Origin of the sequence: Aeromonas sp. 9A (assembly GCF_963900955.1) — a bacterium.
GTDB lineage: Bacteria > Pseudomonadota > Gammaproteobacteria > Enterobacterales > Aeromonadaceae > Aeromonas > Aeromonas salmonicida.
The window spans coordinates 2,987,747-3,007,373 of sequence record NZ_CAWRFG010000001.1 but is presented as its reverse complement, the minus strand read 5'-3'; the positions used below and the strand labels follow the sequence as shown (position 1 = coordinate 3,007,373).

Annotated in this window: 11 protein-coding genes; 6 read left to right on the top strand and 5 right to left on the bottom strand. The window is 65.1% G+C overall.

The window, feature by feature from the left end:
* Nucleotides 1–15: 15 nt before the first annotated feature.
* The 5 genes from AACX78_RS13910 to amoH are packed head-to-tail and all read left to right on the top strand — an operon-like array spanning nt 16 to nt 12,653.
* Nucleotides 16–915: an isochorismatase family protein gene (locus AACX78_RS13910; protein ID WP_159166564.1), complete on the top strand. Its 900-nt coding sequence runs from the start codon at nt 16–18 to the stop codon at nt 913–915.
* Complete coding sequence (gene amoF, locus AACX78_RS13905; RefSeq protein WP_159166563.1) at nt 912–4,025, top strand: amonabactin biosynthesis non-ribosomal peptide synthetase AmoF; 3,114 nt, start codon at nt 912–914, stop codon at nt 4,023–4,025. The genes AACX78_RS13910 and amoF overlap by 4 nt, the downstream gene beginning before the upstream one ends.
* 20 nt (nt 4,026–4,045) lie before the next feature.
* Entirely contained in the window at nt 4,046–4,795 is a 750-nt protein-coding gene (amoA, locus tag AACX78_RS13900; RefSeq protein WP_159166562.1) for an amonabactin biosynthesis protein AmoA, read from the top strand.
* 8 nt (nt 4,796–4,803) lie between these two features.
* On the top strand, nt 4,804–11,040 hold the full coding sequence (amoG, locus tag AACX78_RS13895) for an amonabactin biosynthesis non-ribosomal peptide synthetase AmoG (protein WP_159166561.1): 6,237 nt from the start codon (nt 4,804–4,806) through the stop codon (nt 11,038–11,040).
* Nucleotides 11,037–12,653 carry an amonabactin biosynthesis glycine adenylation protein AmoH gene (gene amoH, locus AACX78_RS13890; protein WP_159166560.1) on the top strand — a complete coding sequence of 539 codons (1,617 nt, stop codon included), beginning with the start codon at nt 11,037–11,039 and terminating at the stop codon, nt 12,651–12,653. The genes amoG and amoH overlap by 4 nt, the downstream gene beginning before the upstream one ends.
* 82 nt (nt 12,654–12,735) lie before the next feature.
* On the opposite strand, the gene AACX78_RS13885 is transcribed toward amoH, so the two are convergent.
* Nucleotides 12,736–13,680 carry an amonabactin ABC transporter substrate-binding protein gene (locus AACX78_RS13885; protein ID WP_159166559.1) on the bottom strand — a complete coding sequence of 315 codons (945 nt, stop codon included), beginning with the start codon at nt 13,678–13,680 and terminating at the stop codon, nt 12,736–12,738.
* Between the two features lie 158 nt (nt 13,681–13,838).
* Between AACX78_RS13885 and amoD the strand changes: the two genes are divergently transcribed.
* Nucleotides 13,839–14,564 (top strand): amonabactin biosynthesis phosphopantetheinyl transferase AmoD, encoded by a 726-nt coding sequence (gene amoD / locus AACX78_RS13880; RefSeq protein ID WP_159166558.1) that lies wholly within the window; start codon nt 13,839–13,841, stop codon nt 14,562–14,564.
* Between the two features lie 81 nt (nt 14,565–14,645).
* Here the strand turns inward: amoD and AACX78_RS13875 are convergent, their stop codons facing one another.
* The 4 genes from AACX78_RS13875 to AACX78_RS13860 all read right to left on the bottom strand — a co-directional run bounded on the left by AACX78_RS13875 (nt 14,646) and on the right by AACX78_RS13860 (nt 19,591).
* Complete coding sequence (locus AACX78_RS13875) at nt 14,646–15,449, bottom strand: amonabactin ABC transporter ATP-binding protein (protein ID WP_159166557.1); 804 nt, start codon at nt 15,447–15,449, stop codon at nt 14,646–14,648.
* Nucleotides 15,449–16,516, bottom strand: coding sequence for an amonabactin ABC transporter permease subunit 1 (locus AACX78_RS13870; protein WP_159166556.1), 1,068 nt, complete (start codon nt 16,514–16,516; stop codon nt 15,449–15,451). The genes AACX78_RS13875 and AACX78_RS13870 overlap by 1 nt, the downstream gene beginning before the upstream one ends.
* Nucleotides 16,517–16,530: 14 nt before the next feature.
* On the bottom strand, nt 16,531–17,547 hold the full coding sequence (locus tag AACX78_RS13865; protein WP_021139150.1) for an amonabactin ABC transporter permease subunit 2: 1,017 nt from the start codon (nt 17,545–17,547) through the stop codon (nt 16,531–16,533).
* A 70-nt stretch (nt 17,548–17,617) separates the two neighbouring features.
* Nucleotides 17,618–19,591, bottom strand: a complete 1,974-nt coding sequence (locus AACX78_RS13860) for a siderophore amonabactin TonB-dependent receptor (protein ID WP_059168040.1) — start codon at nt 19,589–19,591, stop codon at nt 17,618–17,620.
* Between the last annotated feature and the right edge of the window lie 36 nt (nt 19,592–19,627).

Sequence of the window (19,627 nt, the reverse complement as noted above, 5' to 3'; positions counted from 1 at the left end):
AGGAATCATGACGTTATGGCTATCCCAACCCTGAACAACTACGCCATGCCCAGCCAGTGGAAGGCCAACAAGGTCAACTGGACCCTGAACCCCAAGCGCGCCGCCCTGCTGATCCACGACATGCAGGAGTACTTCACCGCGTTTTATGGTGAGAACAGCCCGCTGATCCAGGCCCTTACCGAGCGGCTCGCCGCCGTGCGCAAACAGTGCAAGGCCCTCGGCATCCCTGTCTACTACACGGCCCAGCCCAAGGATCAATCCCCCGAAGATCGCGCCCTGCTCAACGACATGTGGGGGCCGGGTCTGAACAAGAGTCCCGAGCTGCAACAGGTGGTGGCAGGGCTGCGCCCGGAGCGTGACGACACAGTGCTGGTCAAGTGGCGCTACAGCGCCTTCCAGCGCTCCGAACTCGAACAGATGCTCAAAGACCTGGGGCGGGATCAGCTCATCATAGGCGGCATCTACGGCCATATTGGCTGCATGATGACCGCCTGTGACGCCTTCATGCGCGACATCCAGCCCTTCTTCCTGGCAGACGGGATAGCGGACTTCTCCCTGGCTGATCACCAGATGGCGCTCGACTACGTGGCGACCCGCTGCGGCAAGGTGATCCCCTGCGAGGAGGTGCTGGCACTTGCACCAGCTTCCGTCCAGACCCATCCGTTGTTGACGTATGAGGGACTCAAAGCGCGGCTGTTGAGCCATATCGATGAAGACGAAGGGGAGTTTGACCCGGACGAGAACCTCATCGACTACGGCCTGGATTCGGTGCGCATCATGTCTCTGCTCACAGAGTGGCGTGCCGCCGGGGTGGAGCTGGGCTTCGTGGACTTGGCTAAGCTGCCGACCCTCAACGGCTGGTGGCGTTTGATCGAGGCCAAGCTGGCAGCACAGGCGCTGGAGGTGACCCCATGAGCCGCTTCCTTCTGACCATACCCCAGCAGGGGCTCTGGTCTGGTCACTTGCTCAACGACGACAAGGCCATGTTCAACACCGCCGAGTGCATCGCCTTTGATGGCAAGGTCGACGTGGCCGTGCTGGTGGCTGCGCTCACCCGGGCTGTGGGTGAGTGCGAGGCGCTCAAGGGCCACTTCGAAGACGATGGGGAGGCGGTCTGCTTCGTCTCGGACGAGGCGCCACTCGCCTATGGCGAGGTGAACCTTGCGAGTGACGACGAGGCAGCTGCCCGCGCCTGGGCATGGGCAGATCTGCGCCGCCCGTTCAAACTAACCGAAGAGGCTCCCTGTCGCTTCGCCCTGCTGCGTGGCCCCGGTCGGGATTACCTCTACAGCTGCGTGCACCACATAGCGCTGGACGGCTTTGGCACCACCTTGCTGTTCCAGCGTATCGCCGAACTCTATGGCGAAGGGCTGGCAGGGGCTGTGCCGTCGCCATCGCCGTTTGGCCTGCTGGATGAGGTGCTGGCAGAAGAGCTGGCCCGCGAGGATAGCGGCAAGAACGCCGCCGCCCGCAGTTTCTGGCAGGAGCAATTGCAGGCTTGGCCCGATGTGAAATCCTTTGGTGACACCCGCGCGCCCATCGCCGCCGCGTTTATTCGTGAGAGTCGCCCGCTGCCGGCGGCGCTGTGGCAGGCGCTGACCGGCTTTGCCGACGAGCACAAGCTGGGTTGGCCCGATCTGCTGCTGGCCGGCCTATCGGCCCAGCTCTCCCTTGCCAGTGGCCAGCAACAAACGTTGCTTGGCCTGATGATGATGAACCGCATCGGGTCTGCCTCCCTGACAGTGCCCTGCATGCAGATGAACATCACCCCGTTGGCGCTGGCGCTAGGTGAAGAACTGGATCTGGCGGGGGCGGCCGGCGCCGTGGCCAGGGCCAAGCGCGGCGTGCGCAAGCACCAGCACTACCGCTACGAACTGCTGCGCCGCGACCTTGGCCTGGTGGGGGGCGACAAGCGATTGTTCGGCCCCCTGGTCAACATCATGCCGTTCGATCACGCCCGCCGCTTCGGGCCGCTCAGCGCCCATATCCTTAACATCAGCGCCGGGCCGGTGGAGGATCTCACCATAGAGGTGCAGGTTGGCGCGGATGGACAGCCCAGACTGGATCTGGACGCCAACCCCGGCTGTTACCAGCAGCAAGATCTGGCGACCATCGCCGATACCCTGTTCGCCCTGCTGGCCCGCTGGCTGGCCCAGCCCGCTCAGACTTTGGGGACCCTCAAGGCCGACTGGCTGGCCGAGCAGCGGCTGGGAGCCATGATCACGGCTCCGGCTCACGAAGTGATCAAGGTGCGCCCTGTGCTGGACGCGCTCTGCCACTTCGCCGCCCAGACCCCGAACAAGATTGCCCTGATACAAGGGGAGGCGAGCGTCAGCTACGAGGCGCTGCTGGCCCGCTGCGAGCAGATGGCGGCAGCCCTGCAGGCGTCCGGCGTGCAGCCGGGGGATCGGGTCGGCGTCATGCTGGCCCGCAGCCCCCAGGCCATCTTCGCCCAGCTGGCGGTGTTGCTGGCGGGCGCCGTCTACGTGCCCCTCGACCCCGAGCAGCCGCTGGAGCGCCAGGGCCATATACTGCGCCTGGGCGAGGTCAAGACCCTGATCACCCAGGCCGAGTATCGTCACAAGCTGGCCAGCCTGTTCGAGGGGCGCACTCTCCTGGCGGGGGATCTGGTGAGCGACAACCGGCTCAATCAGCCGGCCGCTGGTCGCGCCGTCGCCTACCTGATGTTCACCTCGGGCTCGACCGGCCTGCCCAAGGGGGTGGCGGTCAGCCACGGGGCGCTCGATCACTTCGCCGCTGCCGCCCGCTGCCGCTATCACCTGAACGAGGGCGCGCGGATGCTGCAATTTGCCCCCTTCAATTTCGACGCCAGCATAGAGGAGGTGTTCGCCACCTTGAGCGCCGGTGCCACCCTGGTGCTGCGCACCGACGCCCTGCTCGAATCCATGGCCGCCTTCGCGGCCGGGGTGGAGCAGATGGAAATCACCCACCTCGATCTGCCCACCGCCTTCTGGAACGAGTGGGTGGTGGCGCTGACGGCGGGCCAGGCCCACATTCCGGCCTCTCTTGCCACCGTCATCATAGGCGGCGAGGCGGTTTACCCCGAGCAACTGGCCCAGTGGCAGCGCCAGGGTCGCTCTGATGTGCGTCTGTTCAACACCTATGGCCCCACCGAGACCACAGTGGTGGTCACTACCCAGGAGCTGCAGCAGGAAGACCCAAACCAGGCCCAACTGCCCATAGGTCTGCCGCTGTCCGGCATGCAGGCGCTCATCCTGGGAGCGGGGGAGCAACCCGCCAGCGAGGGGGAGCTGGTGCTGTTCGGCCCGCAGCTTGCCAACGGCTATGTGGGCAGCGCGCAGAGCGCAAATGTGCAGAGTGCGCAGGGCGGTTTTGACACCCTTAGGGTCGGTGAGCAGGCGCTGCCCGTCTATCGCACAGGCGATCGGGTGCGGCTGGAGGCCGGCCGGCTGGTCTATCTGGGCCGGCGCGACAACGAGTTCAAGATCAGCGGCTATCGCATCCAGCCCGGCGAGGTGGAGGCTCAACTGCTGGCCCTGCCCGGGGTGGACGAGGCCTGCGTGCAGGGGGTGAGCATCGGCAGCGTGCGCCGGCTGGTGGCCTTCGTGGCCGGCTCCGAGCGCGACAGCCGCGTCATCAAGGCGCAGCTCGCCAAAGTGCTGCCCGCCGCCATGATCCCCACCGACTATCGTCACTATGACCAGCTGCCCCGCACCGGCTCCAACAAGCTGGATCGCAAGGCCCTGCTGGCTCAGTACCAGTCCACGGATGAGGCACTGACCCTCGGCAGTGAAACCGAGAACCGGGTCGGCGCCATCTGGCAGCAGATCCTGGGGCTGGCCACCATGGCGCCGGGGGACAACTTCTTCGAGCTGGGGGGCCAGTCCCTGCAGACCATACAGATAGTGAACCGGCTCGGTGCCGAGTTCGGGGTGCAGGTCAAGGTCTCCGATGTGTTCGACCACCCCCGTCTGGACGACTTCTGCCGCTTCCTCGACGGCCTGCTTTCCGAGGACGAAGAGAGCGTGGAGATGGTGTGGTGATGAGCAAGGAGCAACAAGCAATGGCCTTTGATTTCAGTGGCAAGCGGGTCTGGGTGACCGGAGCTGGCCGTGGCATAGGGCGCGAGGTGGCCGAGCAGTTCGTGGCCGCCGGCGCCGCCGTGGTGGGGCTGGATCTGGCGTTCCCCGAGGCAGACTACCCCTATGCCACCCGGCTGCTCGACATCGGCGATTCGAAGGCGGTCAACGCCTGCTGCGCAGCGCTGCTGGCGGACGGCGGGCTGGATGTGCTGGTCAACGGGGCCGGGGTGCTGCGCCTCGGCCCCACCGAAAACTTGAGCGACCAGGATTGGCACGACTGCATGACGGTCAACGCCACCGGCGTCTTCTATCTGCTGCGGGCCTTGGTGCCCCACTTCAAGACGCAGCGGCGCGGCGCCATCGTCACCATAGGCTCCAACGCCGCCCATGTGCCGCGCATGCAGATGGCGGCCTACTGCGCCTCCAAGGCGGCGGTCACCAGCCTGACCCAGACGGTAGGGCTGGAGCTGGCCCCCTTCGGCGTGCGGGTCAACCTGGTGTCGCCGGGCTCGACGGATACCCCCATGTTGCGCGGCATGCTGCCGGACGAGGGGGCCATGGCTCGCACCATTGCCGGGCTGCCGGAGCAGTTCAAGCTCGGTATTCCCCTGCGCAAAATCGCCACCCCGGCGGAGATCGCCAATACAGTGCTCTTCCTGGCCTCGGACTTGGCCAGCCATATCACGCTGCAGGATCTGGTCGTCGACGGCGGCGCCACCCTGAGCGCCTGAGGTAAGCCATGAACAATATGATAGCGCTGCTAAAACAGCTGGAACGCCAAGGTGTCAGGCTGGCCCTCAACGAGAAAGGGCAGCTAATTTCCCAGTCAAGCAAGGAGGCGGTGACTCCCGCCATCGGCGCTCAAATCAAGGCGCACAAGGATGAGCTGGTGCGCTGCCTGGCGGCTCGCGCCGCCTTCGAGGCCCCCATTGTCGCTCAAGGTGTTCAGAGCGGGCCGCTCTCCTCCTCCCAGAGCGGGCTCTGGTTTATCGAGCAGTATGAGGAGGCCTCCCATCTCTACAATATGCCGGTTTACTTTCGAGTGATCGGCGAGCTGGATACCCGAGCTCTGGAATTTGCCTTCGACCACCTGTTTGCCCGCCACCCCAGCATGCGAACCCGTTTCGTCAAGGACGAGGCGGGCAGGGGGGCGCAGGAGATACTGCCCCACACGCCCTTCAAGCTGCATATTGAGGACGTGAGCGAACAACCCGCAGCCGAGCGCGAGGCCTATGTGGCCAGACGGGTGCGTGAGGAGATAGGACGCCCCTTCTCTCTAACCAAAGGGGACTTGAGCCGGGTGCATCTGATTCGCCTCGGCGAGCGCGAGCACGTGCTGCTTATTACCCAGCACCACATCGTCTCGGACGGCTGGTCGGTCAAGAACATGTTTGCCGACTTGAAGCGCGCCTTCCTGGCCCATCAGAACCGTGAACCCTTGAACGTGCCCGAGTTGCCGCTCACCTATCTTGACTATGCCCACTGGTTCAATTCGCCGCGCTTTCTTGACTATCACGCCGAGTTCAAGCCGTTCTGGGTTGACCGCCTCGGTGGCAGCCCCGAGGTGCACGGCCTGCCGCTCGACAAGCCGCGGCCGGCCCATCAGGCCAGTGGCGGCGAGCTGGTCTTCTCCACCATAGACAACACCCTGTGGGAGAGCTTCAAACGGCTGTGCCAGCGCCACAACACCTCCAACTTCATCGGCCTGCATGCTCTGTTTGCCCTGCTGATGGTGCGTCAGAGTGGCGAGAAGGAGGTGGTGATCGGCACGCCGTTGGCGTACCGCGAGCGTCACGAGATAGAGTCCCTGGTGGGCTTCTTCGTCAATACCCTGGTGCTGCGCACCCGGCTCGACGGTTGCCCCAGCTTTGTCGACTACCTGCAGCAGTGCCGGGAGGAGGATCTGGCGGCCTTCGATCACCAGCTCTACCGCTTCGAGGCGCTGGCCGAGGCCATAGGCGCCGATCGCACCACCGCCATCAACCCCATCTTCCAGATCATGCTGGTCTATCAGGCCAAGGTGGATTTCAACGATCTCATCCCCGGCTGTCAGCTGGTGGAGGAGACCTCGCCGGTGCTGCCCGCCAAGACCGACATCTCGGTCAAGGTGACCGAGTTGATGGATTCCGTCAGGGTGGACTGGCTGTTTGCCACCGCCCTGTTCGAGCGAGAGACCATCCAGTCTTACGCCGATCGTCTGCTGCACCTGATGCGCGCCGTGGTGACTGCCCCCGAGACCGACATCTGGCAGCTGCCGCTGGAGGCAGGCACAGACCAGGCCGCGCTGGCCGCCGAGCTCGCCAGCCTGCCGCGAGACTACCCCAGCCGTGACACCCTGCTTTGCCACATCGAGCGCCGCGCGGCGGAGCGTCCCGACGCGCTGGCGGTGAGTGATGGCGAAGGCGCCCTGAGTTACGGCGAGCTGGAGGCGCGCGCCAACCGGCTGGCTCACTGGCTGCTGGCCCGAGGCGTGAAGCCGGGGAGCGCCATCGGCATCCAGGCCAAACGGGATGTGGCTTTCGTGGTCGCCCTGATCGCCTGCTGGAAGGTGGGGGCGGCCTATGTGCCGCTCGATCCCGCCTATCCCGCCGAGCGGCTGGCCCATATCTTAGGCGATGCATCCATCCGCCTGGTGCTGGGCGGCTTGCCGGACCCGCGGCTTGGCGAGGCGCTGGCGAGCACGACTGCCGAATATCACGATCTGCACGGGCTTGCGCTGGACAAGATGCCAGCCAGCACGCCCGCACTGCCTCGGGACGCCGCCATGCTGGCCCAGATCATCTACACCTCCGGCAGCACTGGCCTGCCCAAGGGGGTCATGGTGGAGCAGGGCAGCCTGGTCAACCTGATGGCGGATCACGGCGTTCGCATCGCCCTTGATCAAAATGGCGCCATGTTCAACTGCATGTCCCTGTCGTTCGATGCGGGCAACATGACAACCCTGCTGCCGCTCTACTGCGGCGCGGCCCTGCACTTTGGCGAGCCGGGCGAGGAGGCCATCACGGTCGCGATCAACTGTGGCGCCAGCCATATGATACTGCCGACCGCCTTGCTGGCGAACCTGTTGCCACCGACCGATCTCGGTTCCCTCAAGGCCATCGGCTTTGGCGGCGAAGCCTGCCCGAGCAGCCTGGTGGAACGCTGGGGGGAGCGGGTAGCACTCTTTAACATGTACGGCCCGACCGAGTGCACAGTCACGGCGCTCTGCGCGCGGCTGGTGCCGGGTCAGCCCATCACCATAGGCCAGCCCATCAGCAATTTAAAAGCGCTGATCCTGGACGAAGGGGGCAACCTCTGCCCCGTGGGGGTGCCCGGTGAGCTCTGCCTGAGTGGTCTGGGTCTTGCTCGTGGCTACCTCAATCTGCCGGAGCGAACCCAAGAGGCTTTTATCGAGCTGGCTCTCGACGGTTGTACCCATCGCCTCTACCGCACAGGCGATCGGGCGCTCAGGCGCCGCGACGGCAACATCCAATATCTGGGCCGGATTGACGAGCAGATCAAGCTGCGCGGCTATCGCATCGAGCCCGGCGAGATAGAGACGCAAGTCGCCGCGCTGTGCCCGGCCATCCGCCAGATCAAGGTGGTGGTGCAAGATGGCCGCCTGCTGGCGTATGCCTGCCTGCATGAGGGGGCGAGCGAGCCGGACGGCGAGGCCCTGCTGCAACGGGCCGGCGAATGCCTGCCCGAATACATGGTGCCGGTGCGGCTCTGTTGGCTCACCGAGATGCCGCTCACCCCCAACGGCAAGCTGGACCTGCGCCGCCTGCCTGCCATCGACTGGCAGGAGAGCAAGCGCGAGCCACAGAGCGAGCTGGAGCAGACTGTGCTCGTCATTTGGCAGGGGGTGCTCAAGCAGCCCCTCGGAGTGGAGGATGACTTCTTCCGCTTAGGCGGCGATTCCATCCTTAGCATCCAACTCACCACAAGGCTGCGGGATGCGGGGCTGCACTGCAGCGTCAAGGACGTGTTCGAGGCCAAGACGGTGCGCCGCCTCTGCCGCCAGCTCGGCCAGCAGCAGGCGGTCAGCCACCAGACCGAACAGGGCAACCTGACAGGGGAGTTCCCGCTCCATCCCATCCAGCACTGGTTCTTCGAGCAGGGCTTCGCCAAGCCCGGCCACTGGAACCAGGGGGTGATACTGCGCCTGCCTGCCGGGGTGGATGATGCTGCCTTGCATGGCTGGCTGACTACCCTGCGCCAGCACCACGATGCCCTGCGTCTGGCGGTGACCCCGACCGGCCAGCGCTATCTGGCCGAGCTGGCACTGCCGCCCTTGCCGGCCCTGGATGCAGAAACACTCGGCGGGGCTGAGCTGCAGGCCCGCCTGACCGAGCTGCAGGGGGGGCTGGATCCTGCCAGCGGCCACACCCTGGCCTGGGCCCGCCTGCGCAACCTGGCCATCGAGGGCGAGGTCGATCCGGTGGAGGGGCTTTTCCTCGCCTTCCACCATCTGGTCATCGATGCCGTCTCCTGGCGCATTCTGGCTGAGGATCTCGCCCGGGTGAGCAGGGGCGAGCCCCTGCCCGCCAAGGGCAGCAGCTACCGCCAGTGGGGTGAAGGGCTGGCCGCCTACGCCCTGCGCGAAGAGGATCAACTGGCGTTCTGGCTGGCCCAGGGGGAGGGCAGCCAGCGAGGCCTGCTGGAAGCGCAGCACGCAGAGGATGGCCGCGCCGCCGCCAGCTTGCTGCAACTGGACAAGGAGACCACGGCCCGCTTGATTGACCAGGCCAATCAAGCCTTCTTCACCCGGGTGCCCGACCTGCTGCTGGCCGCTCTGACTCGCACTTTGAGCCAGCTGGGCTACGGCAGCCGTCACTGCGTGATGCTGGAAGGGCACGGCCGTGAGGCCATCGATGCTGAACTCGATGTGAGCCGCACCCTGGGCTGGTTTACCAGCACCTATCCGCTGGCGCTGGCCGATGAGCCAGAGTGGGATGCGCTGGTGTGTGCCACCAAGGAGCGGCTGCGGGCCGTACCGGGCAAGGGGGTAGGCTTCAACCCCCTTCGTCTGCACCATCCCCGTGGCTGGGAACTGCCCGAGGCCCTCATCGTCTTCAACTATCTGGGAGTCAGCCATCAGGGCGCTGCAGGTCAGCCCTGGCAGCCCCTGCCCATGGCGCCGGGAGCGCCCTCCTCACCGGACAACCTGCCGCGGGAGCTTATCAGTTTGCACGGGGGCGTCTACGACGGCTGCCTCACCCTGCGCCAGGTCGGCGCCCTCAACCAGCAAGGGAGCGACGCCCTGATGGTGAGATTGGCGGCCAACCTGCGTGCCCTGGTGGATCACTGCTGTGGGGTGAGCGCCTCGCGCCACACCCCGAGCGACTTCCCGGGGCTTGGCCTCTCGCAAGCGGCGCTAGACCAGGTGCTGAGCGGGCGCGAGGTGGAGACACTGCTGCCCATGACGTCCTTGCAGCAGAGCATGCTCTATCACAGGGCGCTGGCGCCCCGTGACACGGCTTACCATCTGCAGACCGAAATGGTGTATCACCAGCCACTGGACCTGGCGGTCTACCGCCAGGCCTGGCAGGCGCAGATCGCCCGATGGCCGGCCCTGCGCAGCGAGCTGGTGCTGGCGGATGGGGTGGCACTGCAGCGCATCCTGCGCCATGCCGAGCTGCCATTCCACTATCAGGATCTGGTGGGGGATGAGCAGGCCGAGGCGCGCATCGCGGCCTATCGCCAGCAGGATCTGGCCCGTCCGATCCCGCTCGAGCAAGCTCCCTTGCTGCGGGTCGCCTGCTTCAAACTGGCGCCCGATCACCACAAGGTCATCTTCAGTGCCCACCATGGCGTGCTGGATGGCTGGAGCGGCCCCGTATTGCTGGGCGCCCTGCATCGCTGCTATCAAGCCCTGATGAACGGCCTGCTGCCGCAAGCCGAAGCGGATGGGGCCTGGCTCGAATTTGGCCGCCATATCGCGAGCCAAACCCGCGCCAGCGAGGCCTACTGGCAGGGGCGCGCCGAGCAGCTGGCCCGACCCAACGATCTCTCCCGTCTGTTCGGGGTGGCGCTGGAGCCGCAGCTGACGCAGCACAGGCCTGCGGTGTGCGGCAAGACCTTGGCGCCGCACGTGTCGGCTCAACTGGAAGCCCGCGCTCGCGAGCTGGGGGTGACCACGGGCTTGCTGGCCCAGTATGCCTGGCATCGCCTGTTGGCCCGCCGCTGTGGCGACGACATCACCCTGGTGGGCAACGTGACGCCGGGCCGGGATTTCCCCATCGAGGGGATCACCCAGAGCGTCGGCCTCTATATCAACAGCCTGCCGCTTATCCTGGATTGGCGCACCGAGGCGACCCTGGCCGAGCATATCGCCCGGCTGCAGTCGGATTTGATGGCCCTCAATGAGCACGGCACCCAGTCGCTCGCCGCGCTGACGCAGGGCAGGGCGCGCCTGTTCCAGAGCCTGTTCGTGTTCGAGAACTACCCTGTGCCGGCGCTGCCGGAGGAGCCAGAACCCCATCAGCTGGTGCCGCGCTTTGGCGCCGTGGTGGAGAAGGTAGAGCTTCCGCTCTCCCTGGTGGTGAACGCCCGCGGCGGTCAGTTCAATCTGCGCTTTGAGTTCGACGGGGATCTGATCCCCATGGCGAAGGCCGAAGCCGTGCTGGCCGCCTGGCTGACCGAGCTCGGCTGGCTGGCGGGGGCGCACCTTGCGCTGCCGGCCAGACCCGATGAGATGAGCCTGCCTGCCCCCGTGGCAGCGCGCGCCGCGGCGCCAGTCGCTGAGTCCTGCCCGCCCGCGGCCCGTCCGCTGGTGGCCCTGTGGGAGCGCCAGTGCGGCGTGCCCGGCGTCTGGCAACAGACCCTGTGTGAACTCGGGGTGGATTCGGTGCAGCAGCTCGCCCTGCTGGCGGCTCTCAATGCCGCCTTTGCCGGCGAGCGTGCGCCGCTCACCCTGCGGGATCTCAAGGCCCATTCATCCCCCAGCCGGCTCTATCAGCACTGGCTGGTGCGGCTGCCCGAGGAGGTGCTATGACGGCCCAGCCCCAAGTTGAAAAAGAGAGCGTCAAACCGCTAGCAAACCGGGAGATGGACAGCTTGCAACGCCGTACAGCCGCCGAGCAGACCCTGGGCTCGCGCCTGGCCGATTGCCTCGCCGCCACGCCGCTGGCCCCCGCCATCAGCATGGGCGGGGTCGGTATTAGTGAGCAAGGCATGAGTGAGCAAGGCATGAGGGAGCAAGGTACGGGCGAGGCCGGCCCCGGCGCCTGGCTCAACTATGGCGAGCTCAGTCTGCGGGTCGGTCAGATCGCCGCCCGCCTGCAGGGGCTGGCGGTGGGAGAGCGGGTCGGCCTCTATCTGGCGCGAGGCCCGGATCTGGTGGCCTGCCTGCTCGCCTGCCTGCGGCTCGGCCTCACCTTTGTGCCGCTCGAGCCGGATTTTCCGGTGGAGCGGCTGCAGGGTATCGCCCGTCAGGCCCGGCTCTCGGCGGTGATCTGTGATGGACATGGCAATGTGCCCGCGTTTGGCTGTCCGCTGCGCTCCCTCGCCGGCATCGGTCACGCGGGGGCTGCGACCGTGCAGTGGCCCAACGTGGACGATGCGCTGGCGGCCTACATGATGTTCACCTCGGGATCCACCGGCGAGCCCAAGGGGGTGGTCATCAGCCGGCGGGCCCTGCTCTGCTTCCTCGACGGGATCCGCGAGCGGCTCGGGCTATCACCTAACAGCCATTGGCTCTTCATCACCACCCCGGCCTTTGACATCTCCTTGCTGGAGATGCTGGGCCCGCTTTGGGGCGGGGGCCGGCTGACGGTGGCCGGCGGCGAGCACAACAAGGACCCCCTGGGAATGATGGCGTTGCTCGAGGCGGATCCTTCCATCAACTTCCTGCAGGCCACCCCGGCCTGCTGGCGCATGCTGCTCAAAGCAGGCTGGCAGGGGCGCGAGCGCCTCACCGCCCTGTGTGGCGGCGAGGCGCTGGACTCTGGGTTGGCCGAGCAGCTTTGCAGTCGCACCCAGCGGCTGTGGAACTGCTACGGGCCGACCGAGGCCACCGTCTGGTCTCTGGTGAGCGAGGTGCGCTGGCCACCGGCGGAGGGGCAGATCACCATCAGCCACAGCCTGTCCGGCTACCGCCACTGGGTGCTGGACGAGGCGGGGGTGCCGGTATCTGAGGGGGAGTGCGGAGAGCTTTGCATCGAGAGCCCGGCCCTGTGTGAGGGGTACTGGCGCAAGCCGGCCTTGACGAGCGCCGCCTTCCTGAGGGTCGATACCCATCGGCTCTATCGTACCGGCGATCGGGTGCGCCGACTGGGGGCGGATCGCTTCCTCTATCTGGGGCGGCGGGACGATCAGGTCAAGCTGCGCGGTTTTCGCATCGAACTGGGGGAGGTGGAGGCGGGCCTTCGCCGCCAACCCGGGGTGCAGGAGGCGGCGGTGCGCCTGGTCGGCGAGGGGGACGAGGCCATGCTGGTGGGCTATGTGGAGGCCAAAGCCGGGGTGATCCTCAATCGCCTCGCCCTGCGCAAGGGGCTGCAGGCCACGTTGCCGCACTACATGGTACCGGCGCGGATCATCCTGCTCGATGCCCTGCCCAAGACAGGCAGCGGCAAACTGGACAGAAAAGCGCTGCCACTGCCTGAATAGGGCGATCGGAAAGCGCCAAATGCCCATAAAAAAGAAGCCCGCATGATGCGGGCTTCTTTCTGGCTGCCATATGAGTGTTGGCTTATTGGGTGATGGGGGCCGCGTCTGGTTTGGCGAGCAGCTGCTCGACGTCGTCGATCACCTTGAGGGCCGCCTGGGGGCCGCCGGTGGAGGTCCACAGCGAGCCATCCACGGCGCCAAAGCGCTTGCCCTTGATGGCGTTCAGTTGCTGGAAGGCCGGGGTCTGCTCGGCCTGCTTCATGGCATCCACCGCATCGCCGCTGGCGCTCAGGGTGCCTATCACCAGCCAGTCACCGTCCAGCAGGTTGAGGGACTCGAAGCTCAGGGCCGGGGAGTGGGGGGTCTTGTCGCCGATCTGGTGGGTAGGACGGGCCAGCCCCATCTCTTCCACCACGCTGCTGGCGAAGGTGCCGCTGTGCATGTAGCTCGGGCCCTTCGGGTTCCAGCGCACTATGCTCAGGCGCTCACCCTGATGCTTGGCAAGCTTGCTGCGGGCCTCCTGCAGGCGGGCGTCATACTGGGCGAGGAAGGCCTTGCCCTCGGCATCCCGGTTCAGCACGTGGGCGCTGCGATTGAAGATCTCCTTCCAGGAATCACCCCAGTTGCCGGTGACGACGGTGGGGGCTATCTCTTGCAGCAGGGTCAGCAGCTCGGGTTTGGTCTGGCCGGTCAGGATGAGATCCGGCTCCAGATCGATCAGCCGCTCCAGATTGGGGTTGTCCAGATCGCCGACCACGGCGATATCCTTGCCCGCCTTGTTCAGCAGGTAACGGGGCAATGTGCTCTGACCACGACCGTTGACCGTGCCGACCGGCTGCAACCCCAGAGTCAGGGCCGTATCCAGATCGATTTCGCTCAGCACCACCACCCGCTTGGGTTGGGCGGGCACGACCTGGGTCTTGCCATCGGCATCGGTCACCTGACGGGTCTCGGTGCTGGCCTGGGCCTGAAAACCGACCAGGCTGGCCAGCATGAGCGCGGCGGCCAGAGGGGAGGAGATCTTCATCGTTACATCCTTCTTGGTGAAATCAGCGAAAAACCGGGCCCCAAACGGGCGGACTTATGCTATCACAAATTCAAATGATAAAAATTGTCATTTGCGTTTGTGGTATTGGGAGGGGGTGATTTGCTACCATGACCGCTCTCGAACCAAGGGCCTTTTCGATGCCAATCGCTTCCCTGGCTGCCGGATCCCGAGGCAGTTTTATCCTGCATGCCGACTGCCTGCCGCTGCCCGGTGCGGCGCATATTGCGCTGCAGCGGGTCTGCTTCGATCCCGCCGCCTTCACTCCGGCCTGCTATGAGCAAGCCAGGATCCTGCTGCCCGACAGCTTGCAGCGCGCGGCCCCCAAGCGGCTGGGAGAGTTTCTGGCCGGTCGGTTGGCGGCCCGTGAGGCTCTGCGCCGCTTTGGGCTTGGCGAGCATGTGGTGGCCATAGGATCGGCCCGCGAGCCGCGCTGGCCTGCGGGGTTTGAGGGCAGCATCAGCCACAGCCTGTTGCAGGGGCGCGGCATGGCCTTGTGTGCGGTGCGTCCGGGCCAGGCAGGGATGGGGCTGGATCTGGAAGCCTGGCTGGAGGATGAGCAGGCGTGCAATCTCTGGCCAGGCATTGTGAATGATGAGGAGTGGGGACGGCTGCAGCGCTGTCCGCTCGGTCCGGCCCAGGGGTTGACCCTGGTGTTCTCCGCCAAGGAGAGCCTGTTCAAGGCGCTCTACCCCAGGGTGGGGCGCTATTTTGACTTTCTCGATGCCCGTTGGCTGGCCATGACGGAGCAGACCCTCACCCTCGAACTAAAAAGCGCGCTGACCCCGGATCTGCCCGCAGGCTGGCACTGCACCCTGCACTGGCAAGGCTTGCCGGGGGGCGTGCTGACCACGCTGTTGCTCTGAGCTGGCCGTTACCGCGCCACCTGCTGACCAGCATCACGGGATCAAAAAAACCGTCATCAGACGGTTTTTTTGATCCTGCGTTCAGGCCTGCTGCTTCATGGCAAAGGCCTGTGGGCGGCGGCGCGGCACTATGATGGGGGCACCATCGCCGGGAGCGTGCAGTATGTCCACGTCCGTCTGGTAGAGGCGGTCGATGAGGGGCTTGGTCACCACCTCGCGAGCCGGGCCCATGGCCTGGATCTTGCCCTCGCCGATGGCGATCAGCTCGTCGCAGTAGCGGGCGGCGGTGGCGAGATCGTGGATGACAATGAGCACCGTCTTACCCTCGGCGGTGATCTGGTGGATGGCCTCCATCACCTCGGTCTGGTGGCCGATATCCAGCGCACTGGTGGGTTCATCCAGCAAGATGATGTCCGCATCCTGTGCCAGCACCATGGCCAGCCACACTCGCTGGGCCTGGCCGCCGGAGAGGGAGCTGGCGCTCTGTTGCAAGATGTCGCCAAGCTGCATCCGCTCGCAGGCCCAGCGCACCATGCGGGCATCCTCTTCACTCCACTGATTGAACCAGCCCTGATGGGGGTGGCGGCCGTACTGCACCAGCTGCTCGACCTGAATGCCGGCGGGCACCAGAGGGCGCTGGGGCAGGTAGGCAAGCTCCCGGGCCAGCGCCTTCATGCCGTAACTATCCAGCGGTTTGCCCTTGAGCAGTATCTCACCGGATTGGGGCTGCTCCTGGCCGGCCAGCAGCTTGAGCAGGGTGGATTTGCCGCCGCCATTGGGGCCGACGATGCCGACCAGCTTGCCCTTGGGAATGGTGAAGGAGATGTCGTTGAAGACGGGCTTTTGCTGATAGCCGAAGTGGAGGCGATTTAGGGTGAGGGTCATCAGTCGGTTCTCTGTCTGTCTTTGATCAGAATAAACAGCAGCAGTATGCCGCCAAGAATACGGGTCATGATGCCGGTGGCGACCTCATGGGGGCTGGCCAGTACCCGTACCAGGGTGTCACTTGCCAGCAGCAGCAGGGCGCCGCACAGGGCGGCAATCCACAGCGGCACTATGCGATCCCGGCTCATCCAGGAGGCGAGTATGGGGGCCGCCATGGCGATGAACACCACAGGACCGCCGATGGCGGTGCCAAGGGCCGCCACGACGATGGCCTGGGCCAGCACGCCGAGCTGCACCCGGTTGACGTTCACCCCCAGGCTCTGTGCTGTGACAGGGCCCAGACGCAGCACGCCCAGGGCGCGGGAGAGATAAATGATCCAGGGGCAGACCAGCAGGATCAGGATCCCCACAGGCACCACTGTGCCGTAGCCCTGGCCGACGAAGTTGCCCATGTTCCACAGGTAGAGGCTGGTGAGGTGCACCAGCGACTGGGTGGACATGACGAACTGACCGATGGCGTTCATCAGCTCGGAGACGCCGATACCGATTACCACGAACAGATAGCCTTGTTCCCCCGGCTTGTTGCACAGGGCATAGAGCACGACGGCGGCAAACAGGGCGCCAAGGGGCGCGGCCCACCAGGGCCAGCTGCCCAGAGTGAGGTAGAGGGAGAAGGCGATGATGGCCAGCGACGCCCCCTCGTTGACCCCTATCATGTCCGGGGTGGCGAGGCGGTTGCGAATGAGGGTCTGCACCAGGCAGCCGGAGAGGCCCATGGCGGCGCCTGCCACCAAGACGGCGACGATGCGCGGCAGCCTGATCTTGAAGACAGTCACCTCATCGAGTCGGCTCCCCTCGCCAAGCAGGGTTTGCACTACCCCCAGCATGGTGAGTTTGCTTGAGCCCAGGGTCAGCGCCAGCAGGGAGAGCAACGCCAGTACGATCACCAAGCCCAGGGTGATAAGCCAGGCGCGGCGGTGCAGCAGCAGGGTGCGTTCACCCAGTCGCAGGCAGAGGGTGCCGGAGGGGAGTGAAGCGTTCAGCGATGTGTTCATTGGATTGTTCATGAGGCAGGGTGACCTTATTTGACGGCCAGCAGGGAGCGGAAGCCGCCGCTGCGTACCACCATGATGAGCACGGGGGCGCCGATCAGCGCCAGGATCACGCCGTTGGGCAGCTCGAACGGCTGGATCAGCCAGCGGGCCAGTATGTCGGCCCCCAGCAGGAACAGCACACCAAAAAGGGCGGAGAAACGCACCTGGATGGCGAGGCGCACCGGCTCCACCAGACGGGCGCAGTAGGCGGCCAGAAAGCCGACGAAGCCGATGGGGCCGGCGATGGCGATGGCGCAGGCGGTAAACAGGGTGGCGGCCAGCAGCACACCGATCCGCACCCGGGTCGGTCGTATGCCGAGGGCCTGGGCCTGGTTGTCTCCCATCTGCATCAGGGTGAGCTGACGGCAGAGCGCCAGGGTCAGCAGCAGACCGGCCAGGGCGAAGGGCACCACAGTGAGCACGGCGTCGAGATCCGAGGCCGCCAGAGACCCCAGGTTCCAGAAGCGGAACTGCTCCAGCACCACCTTGTTGGAGAGCAGCAGGAAGTTGGAGAGGCCGCCAAAGGTGGCGGAGAGGGCGACCCCCACCAGGATGAGCTTGAGCGGATTGGAGCGACCCACCATCAGGCCCAGGCCCAGAACTATGAGGTTGCCAAGCAGGGCACCCATGCCGGACCAGAGCAGATAACCGTAGGCCGATTCAACGCCAAAATAGGTCAGCCCTATCACCAGGGCGAAGACGGCGCCGGCGTTGACGCCGAGCAGGCCGGGCTCGGCCAGTGGATTGCGGGTGGCGCTTTGCAGCATGGAAGCCGCCAGCGCGAGACAGACGCCCACCACCAGGGCACACAGGGTGCGGGGCAGACGCAGGGTATGAATGATCATGGCGAGCTTTTCGTCGGCCATGAGGACTGGATCGCCCAGCAGAAATCCGGCGACCTCGCGGCCACCATAGACACCGGCACCCGTGGCCAGTGACAGACAGATCAGCATGAACAGGAGAACAACTCCCAGCCAGAACAGCTGTGTTTGGTGTCTGAGCACCCGGATACTCCTTATTGTCGAGGCGATAAAAATGGAAAAAGGGAGCCCGCTTGGGCTCCCGAACAGGGGATTACAGCTTGTAATTCACCCCGGCATAGACGGTGCGACCTTCCAGAATGAAGTCGGCGTCGGTGGCGACCTGGTCACGCTGGGTGTTGGTCAGGTTGGTGATGCCGAGTTTGAAGTCGAGCGCCGGCGTGACTTTCCAGTTGGTGTTGAGGTCCAGGGTCTGATAGTGCTTGGACTTGAGCGCCTGGGAGTTGTGCATCGGCACCTTGATGAACTGGCTGCCCACGTATTGCCAGGCCAGGTTGGTACTGACGATCTCGGTGGCTTGCCAATCCAGGCTGAGGTTGCCGGTGTGATCCGGGGTCTTGGCCAGATCGTCGCCCGTGCTCTTGTCTTGGGAATCCAGCAGGCTCCAGTTACCGGTCAGCTTGACGTTGTCCAGTACATCGACCCAGCCGGTCAGCTCCAGCCCTTTCACCCGTGCCTTCTTGACGTTGAGGTAGGTCATGACGGTCGGACGGTAGCCCGGACCCCACTGATCGCTCTGGATCAGATCTTCGATGTCGTTGTGGAAGCCGGTCACACCTGCGCCGAAACGCTCACTCTCGTAGGCGGTGCCCAGCTCATAGCTGACGGCGGTTTCCGGTTTCAGGTTCGGGTTGCCGACTACCTTGCAGGCACCACGGCAGGCGGTGGTGGCGAAGCCTTCGCTGGACTGGGCCAGGGTAGGTGCCTTGAACGCCTTGCCGGCGCCACCCTTGATCACCCACTCGTCGCTCAGCTTGTAGAGCGCATAGGCGCGCGGGCTGAACTCGTTGCCATAGGTTTCGTGGTGGTCGAGGCGGCCGGAGAGGGTCAGCGCCAGATCCCCCAGGCTGAATTCGTCCTGCAGATAGAGGGCGCTCTGGCTCGCATCCACGCTGCCGTTGGTGATGCTGCGGCTGTGCTCCAGCTCGGTCTTGCGCATCTCGGCACCCGAGGTCAGCAGGTGATCCCCCAGATAGCCGCTCAGCTGGCCATCGACAGTGTGGTTGGTCTGGGTGACATCGGCGGCGCCGCCATTGAGCTGGGAGTCATCCATCAGATCCGTCTGCTCGAAGTAGTAGCGGGCGCGGCTGTCGAAGTGTTCCCAACGGCCGTTGTGGGTCAGCCCCAGGCTCAGGCGATCGAGTTTTTGCACGTTGTGCGGGGTGGCCGGTGCGGTCGGGGCACGGGGCACGTTGTTGAAGTAGCTGTCCATGTCGTTCTGGTTGTAGCCCAGATCGAAATCGATGTCCTGGTTGTCACTGACCAGCCATTTCAGGCTGGAGAGCACATTGACCACTTCCCGTTTTTCCAGCGCATCGGCATCCAGGTTGTTGGACTGATCGCTGTGCCAGCGGTCACGCTGGTAGCCTTCCACCACCACGCTGCCCAGCAGCTTGTTGTCGATGAGGGCACCGGAGACAAAGGCGCTGCCCTGGTTGGCATCGCCACCGTCGCCCTTGGTGGGCATGGAGTGGGTGTAGCCGAAGGCCGCTTCCGTCTTCTCCTTGGCCTGGCGCAGGATCACGTTGACCACGCCGCCCAAGGCATCGGCACCGTACAGGGAGGAGACGGGGCCACGGATCACTTCGATGCGCTCTATGGCCGCCATGGGGATGGAGCTCAAGTCGAAGTCATTGCCAAAGGAGCTGCCCAGGGTCTCGCGGGCGTTGACCCGTTTGCCGTTGATCAGCAGCAGTGTGTAGTCGCCGCCCATGCCGCGGATCTTAATCTCGCTGCGACCTGTGGGGTTGGTGCCTATGATGTTGACACCCGGGACATGCTTGAGGGCATCGCCTATGTTGTTGGCGTTCATCTTGTCCAGATCGGCGCGGGTCACAACAGAGACGCTGGCCGGGGCGGACAGTTCCGTGTGCTTGGTCTGGGTGGCGGTGACCACCATGGTCTCGTTGGCTTTGGGCAACTCGGCCTGGGCCAGGCCCGGCAGGGCAAACAGACCGAGGGAGAGCAAAATCGGGTTCAAGCGAAATACGCCAGGCTGCAACTGCATAGTCAAAACTCCATGAATAAAACAGAGGTTATGGGG

Coding starts and splice junctions, on each gene's coding strand:
- AACX78_RS13910 (WP_159166564.1), top strand. CDS start 16: ATGGCTATCCCAACCCTGAACAACTACGCCATGCCCAGCCAGTGGAAG.
- amoF (WP_159166563.1), top strand. CDS start 912: ATGAGCCGCTTCCTTCTGACCATACCCCAGCAGGGGCTCTGGTCTGGT.
- amoA (WP_159166562.1), top strand. CDS start 4,046: ATGGCCTTTGATTTCAGTGGCAAGCGGGTCTGGGTGACCGGAGCTGGC.
- amoG (WP_159166561.1), top strand. CDS start 4,804: ATGAACAATATGATAGCGCTGCTAAAACAGCTGGAACGCCAAGGTGTC.
- amoH (WP_159166560.1), top strand. CDS start 11,037: ATGACGGCCCAGCCCCAAGTTGAAAAAGAGAGCGTCAAACCGCTAGCA.
- AACX78_RS13885 (WP_159166559.1), bottom strand. CDS start 13,680: ATGAAGATCTCCTCCCCTCTGGCCGCCGCGCTCATGCTGGCCAGCCTG.
- amoD (WP_159166558.1), top strand. CDS start 13,839: ATGCCAATCGCTTCCCTGGCTGCCGGATCCCGAGGCAGTTTTATCCTG.
- AACX78_RS13875 (WP_159166557.1), bottom strand. CDS start 15,449: ATGACCCTCACCCTAAATCGCCTCCACTTCGGCTATCAGCAAAAGCCC.
- AACX78_RS13870 (WP_159166556.1), bottom strand. CDS start 16,516: ATGAACAATCCAATGAACACATCGCTGAACGCTTCACTCCCCTCCGGC.
- AACX78_RS13860 (WP_059168040.1), bottom strand. CDS start 19,591: ATGCAGTTGCAGCCTGGCGTATTTCGCTTGAACCCGATTTTGCTCTCC.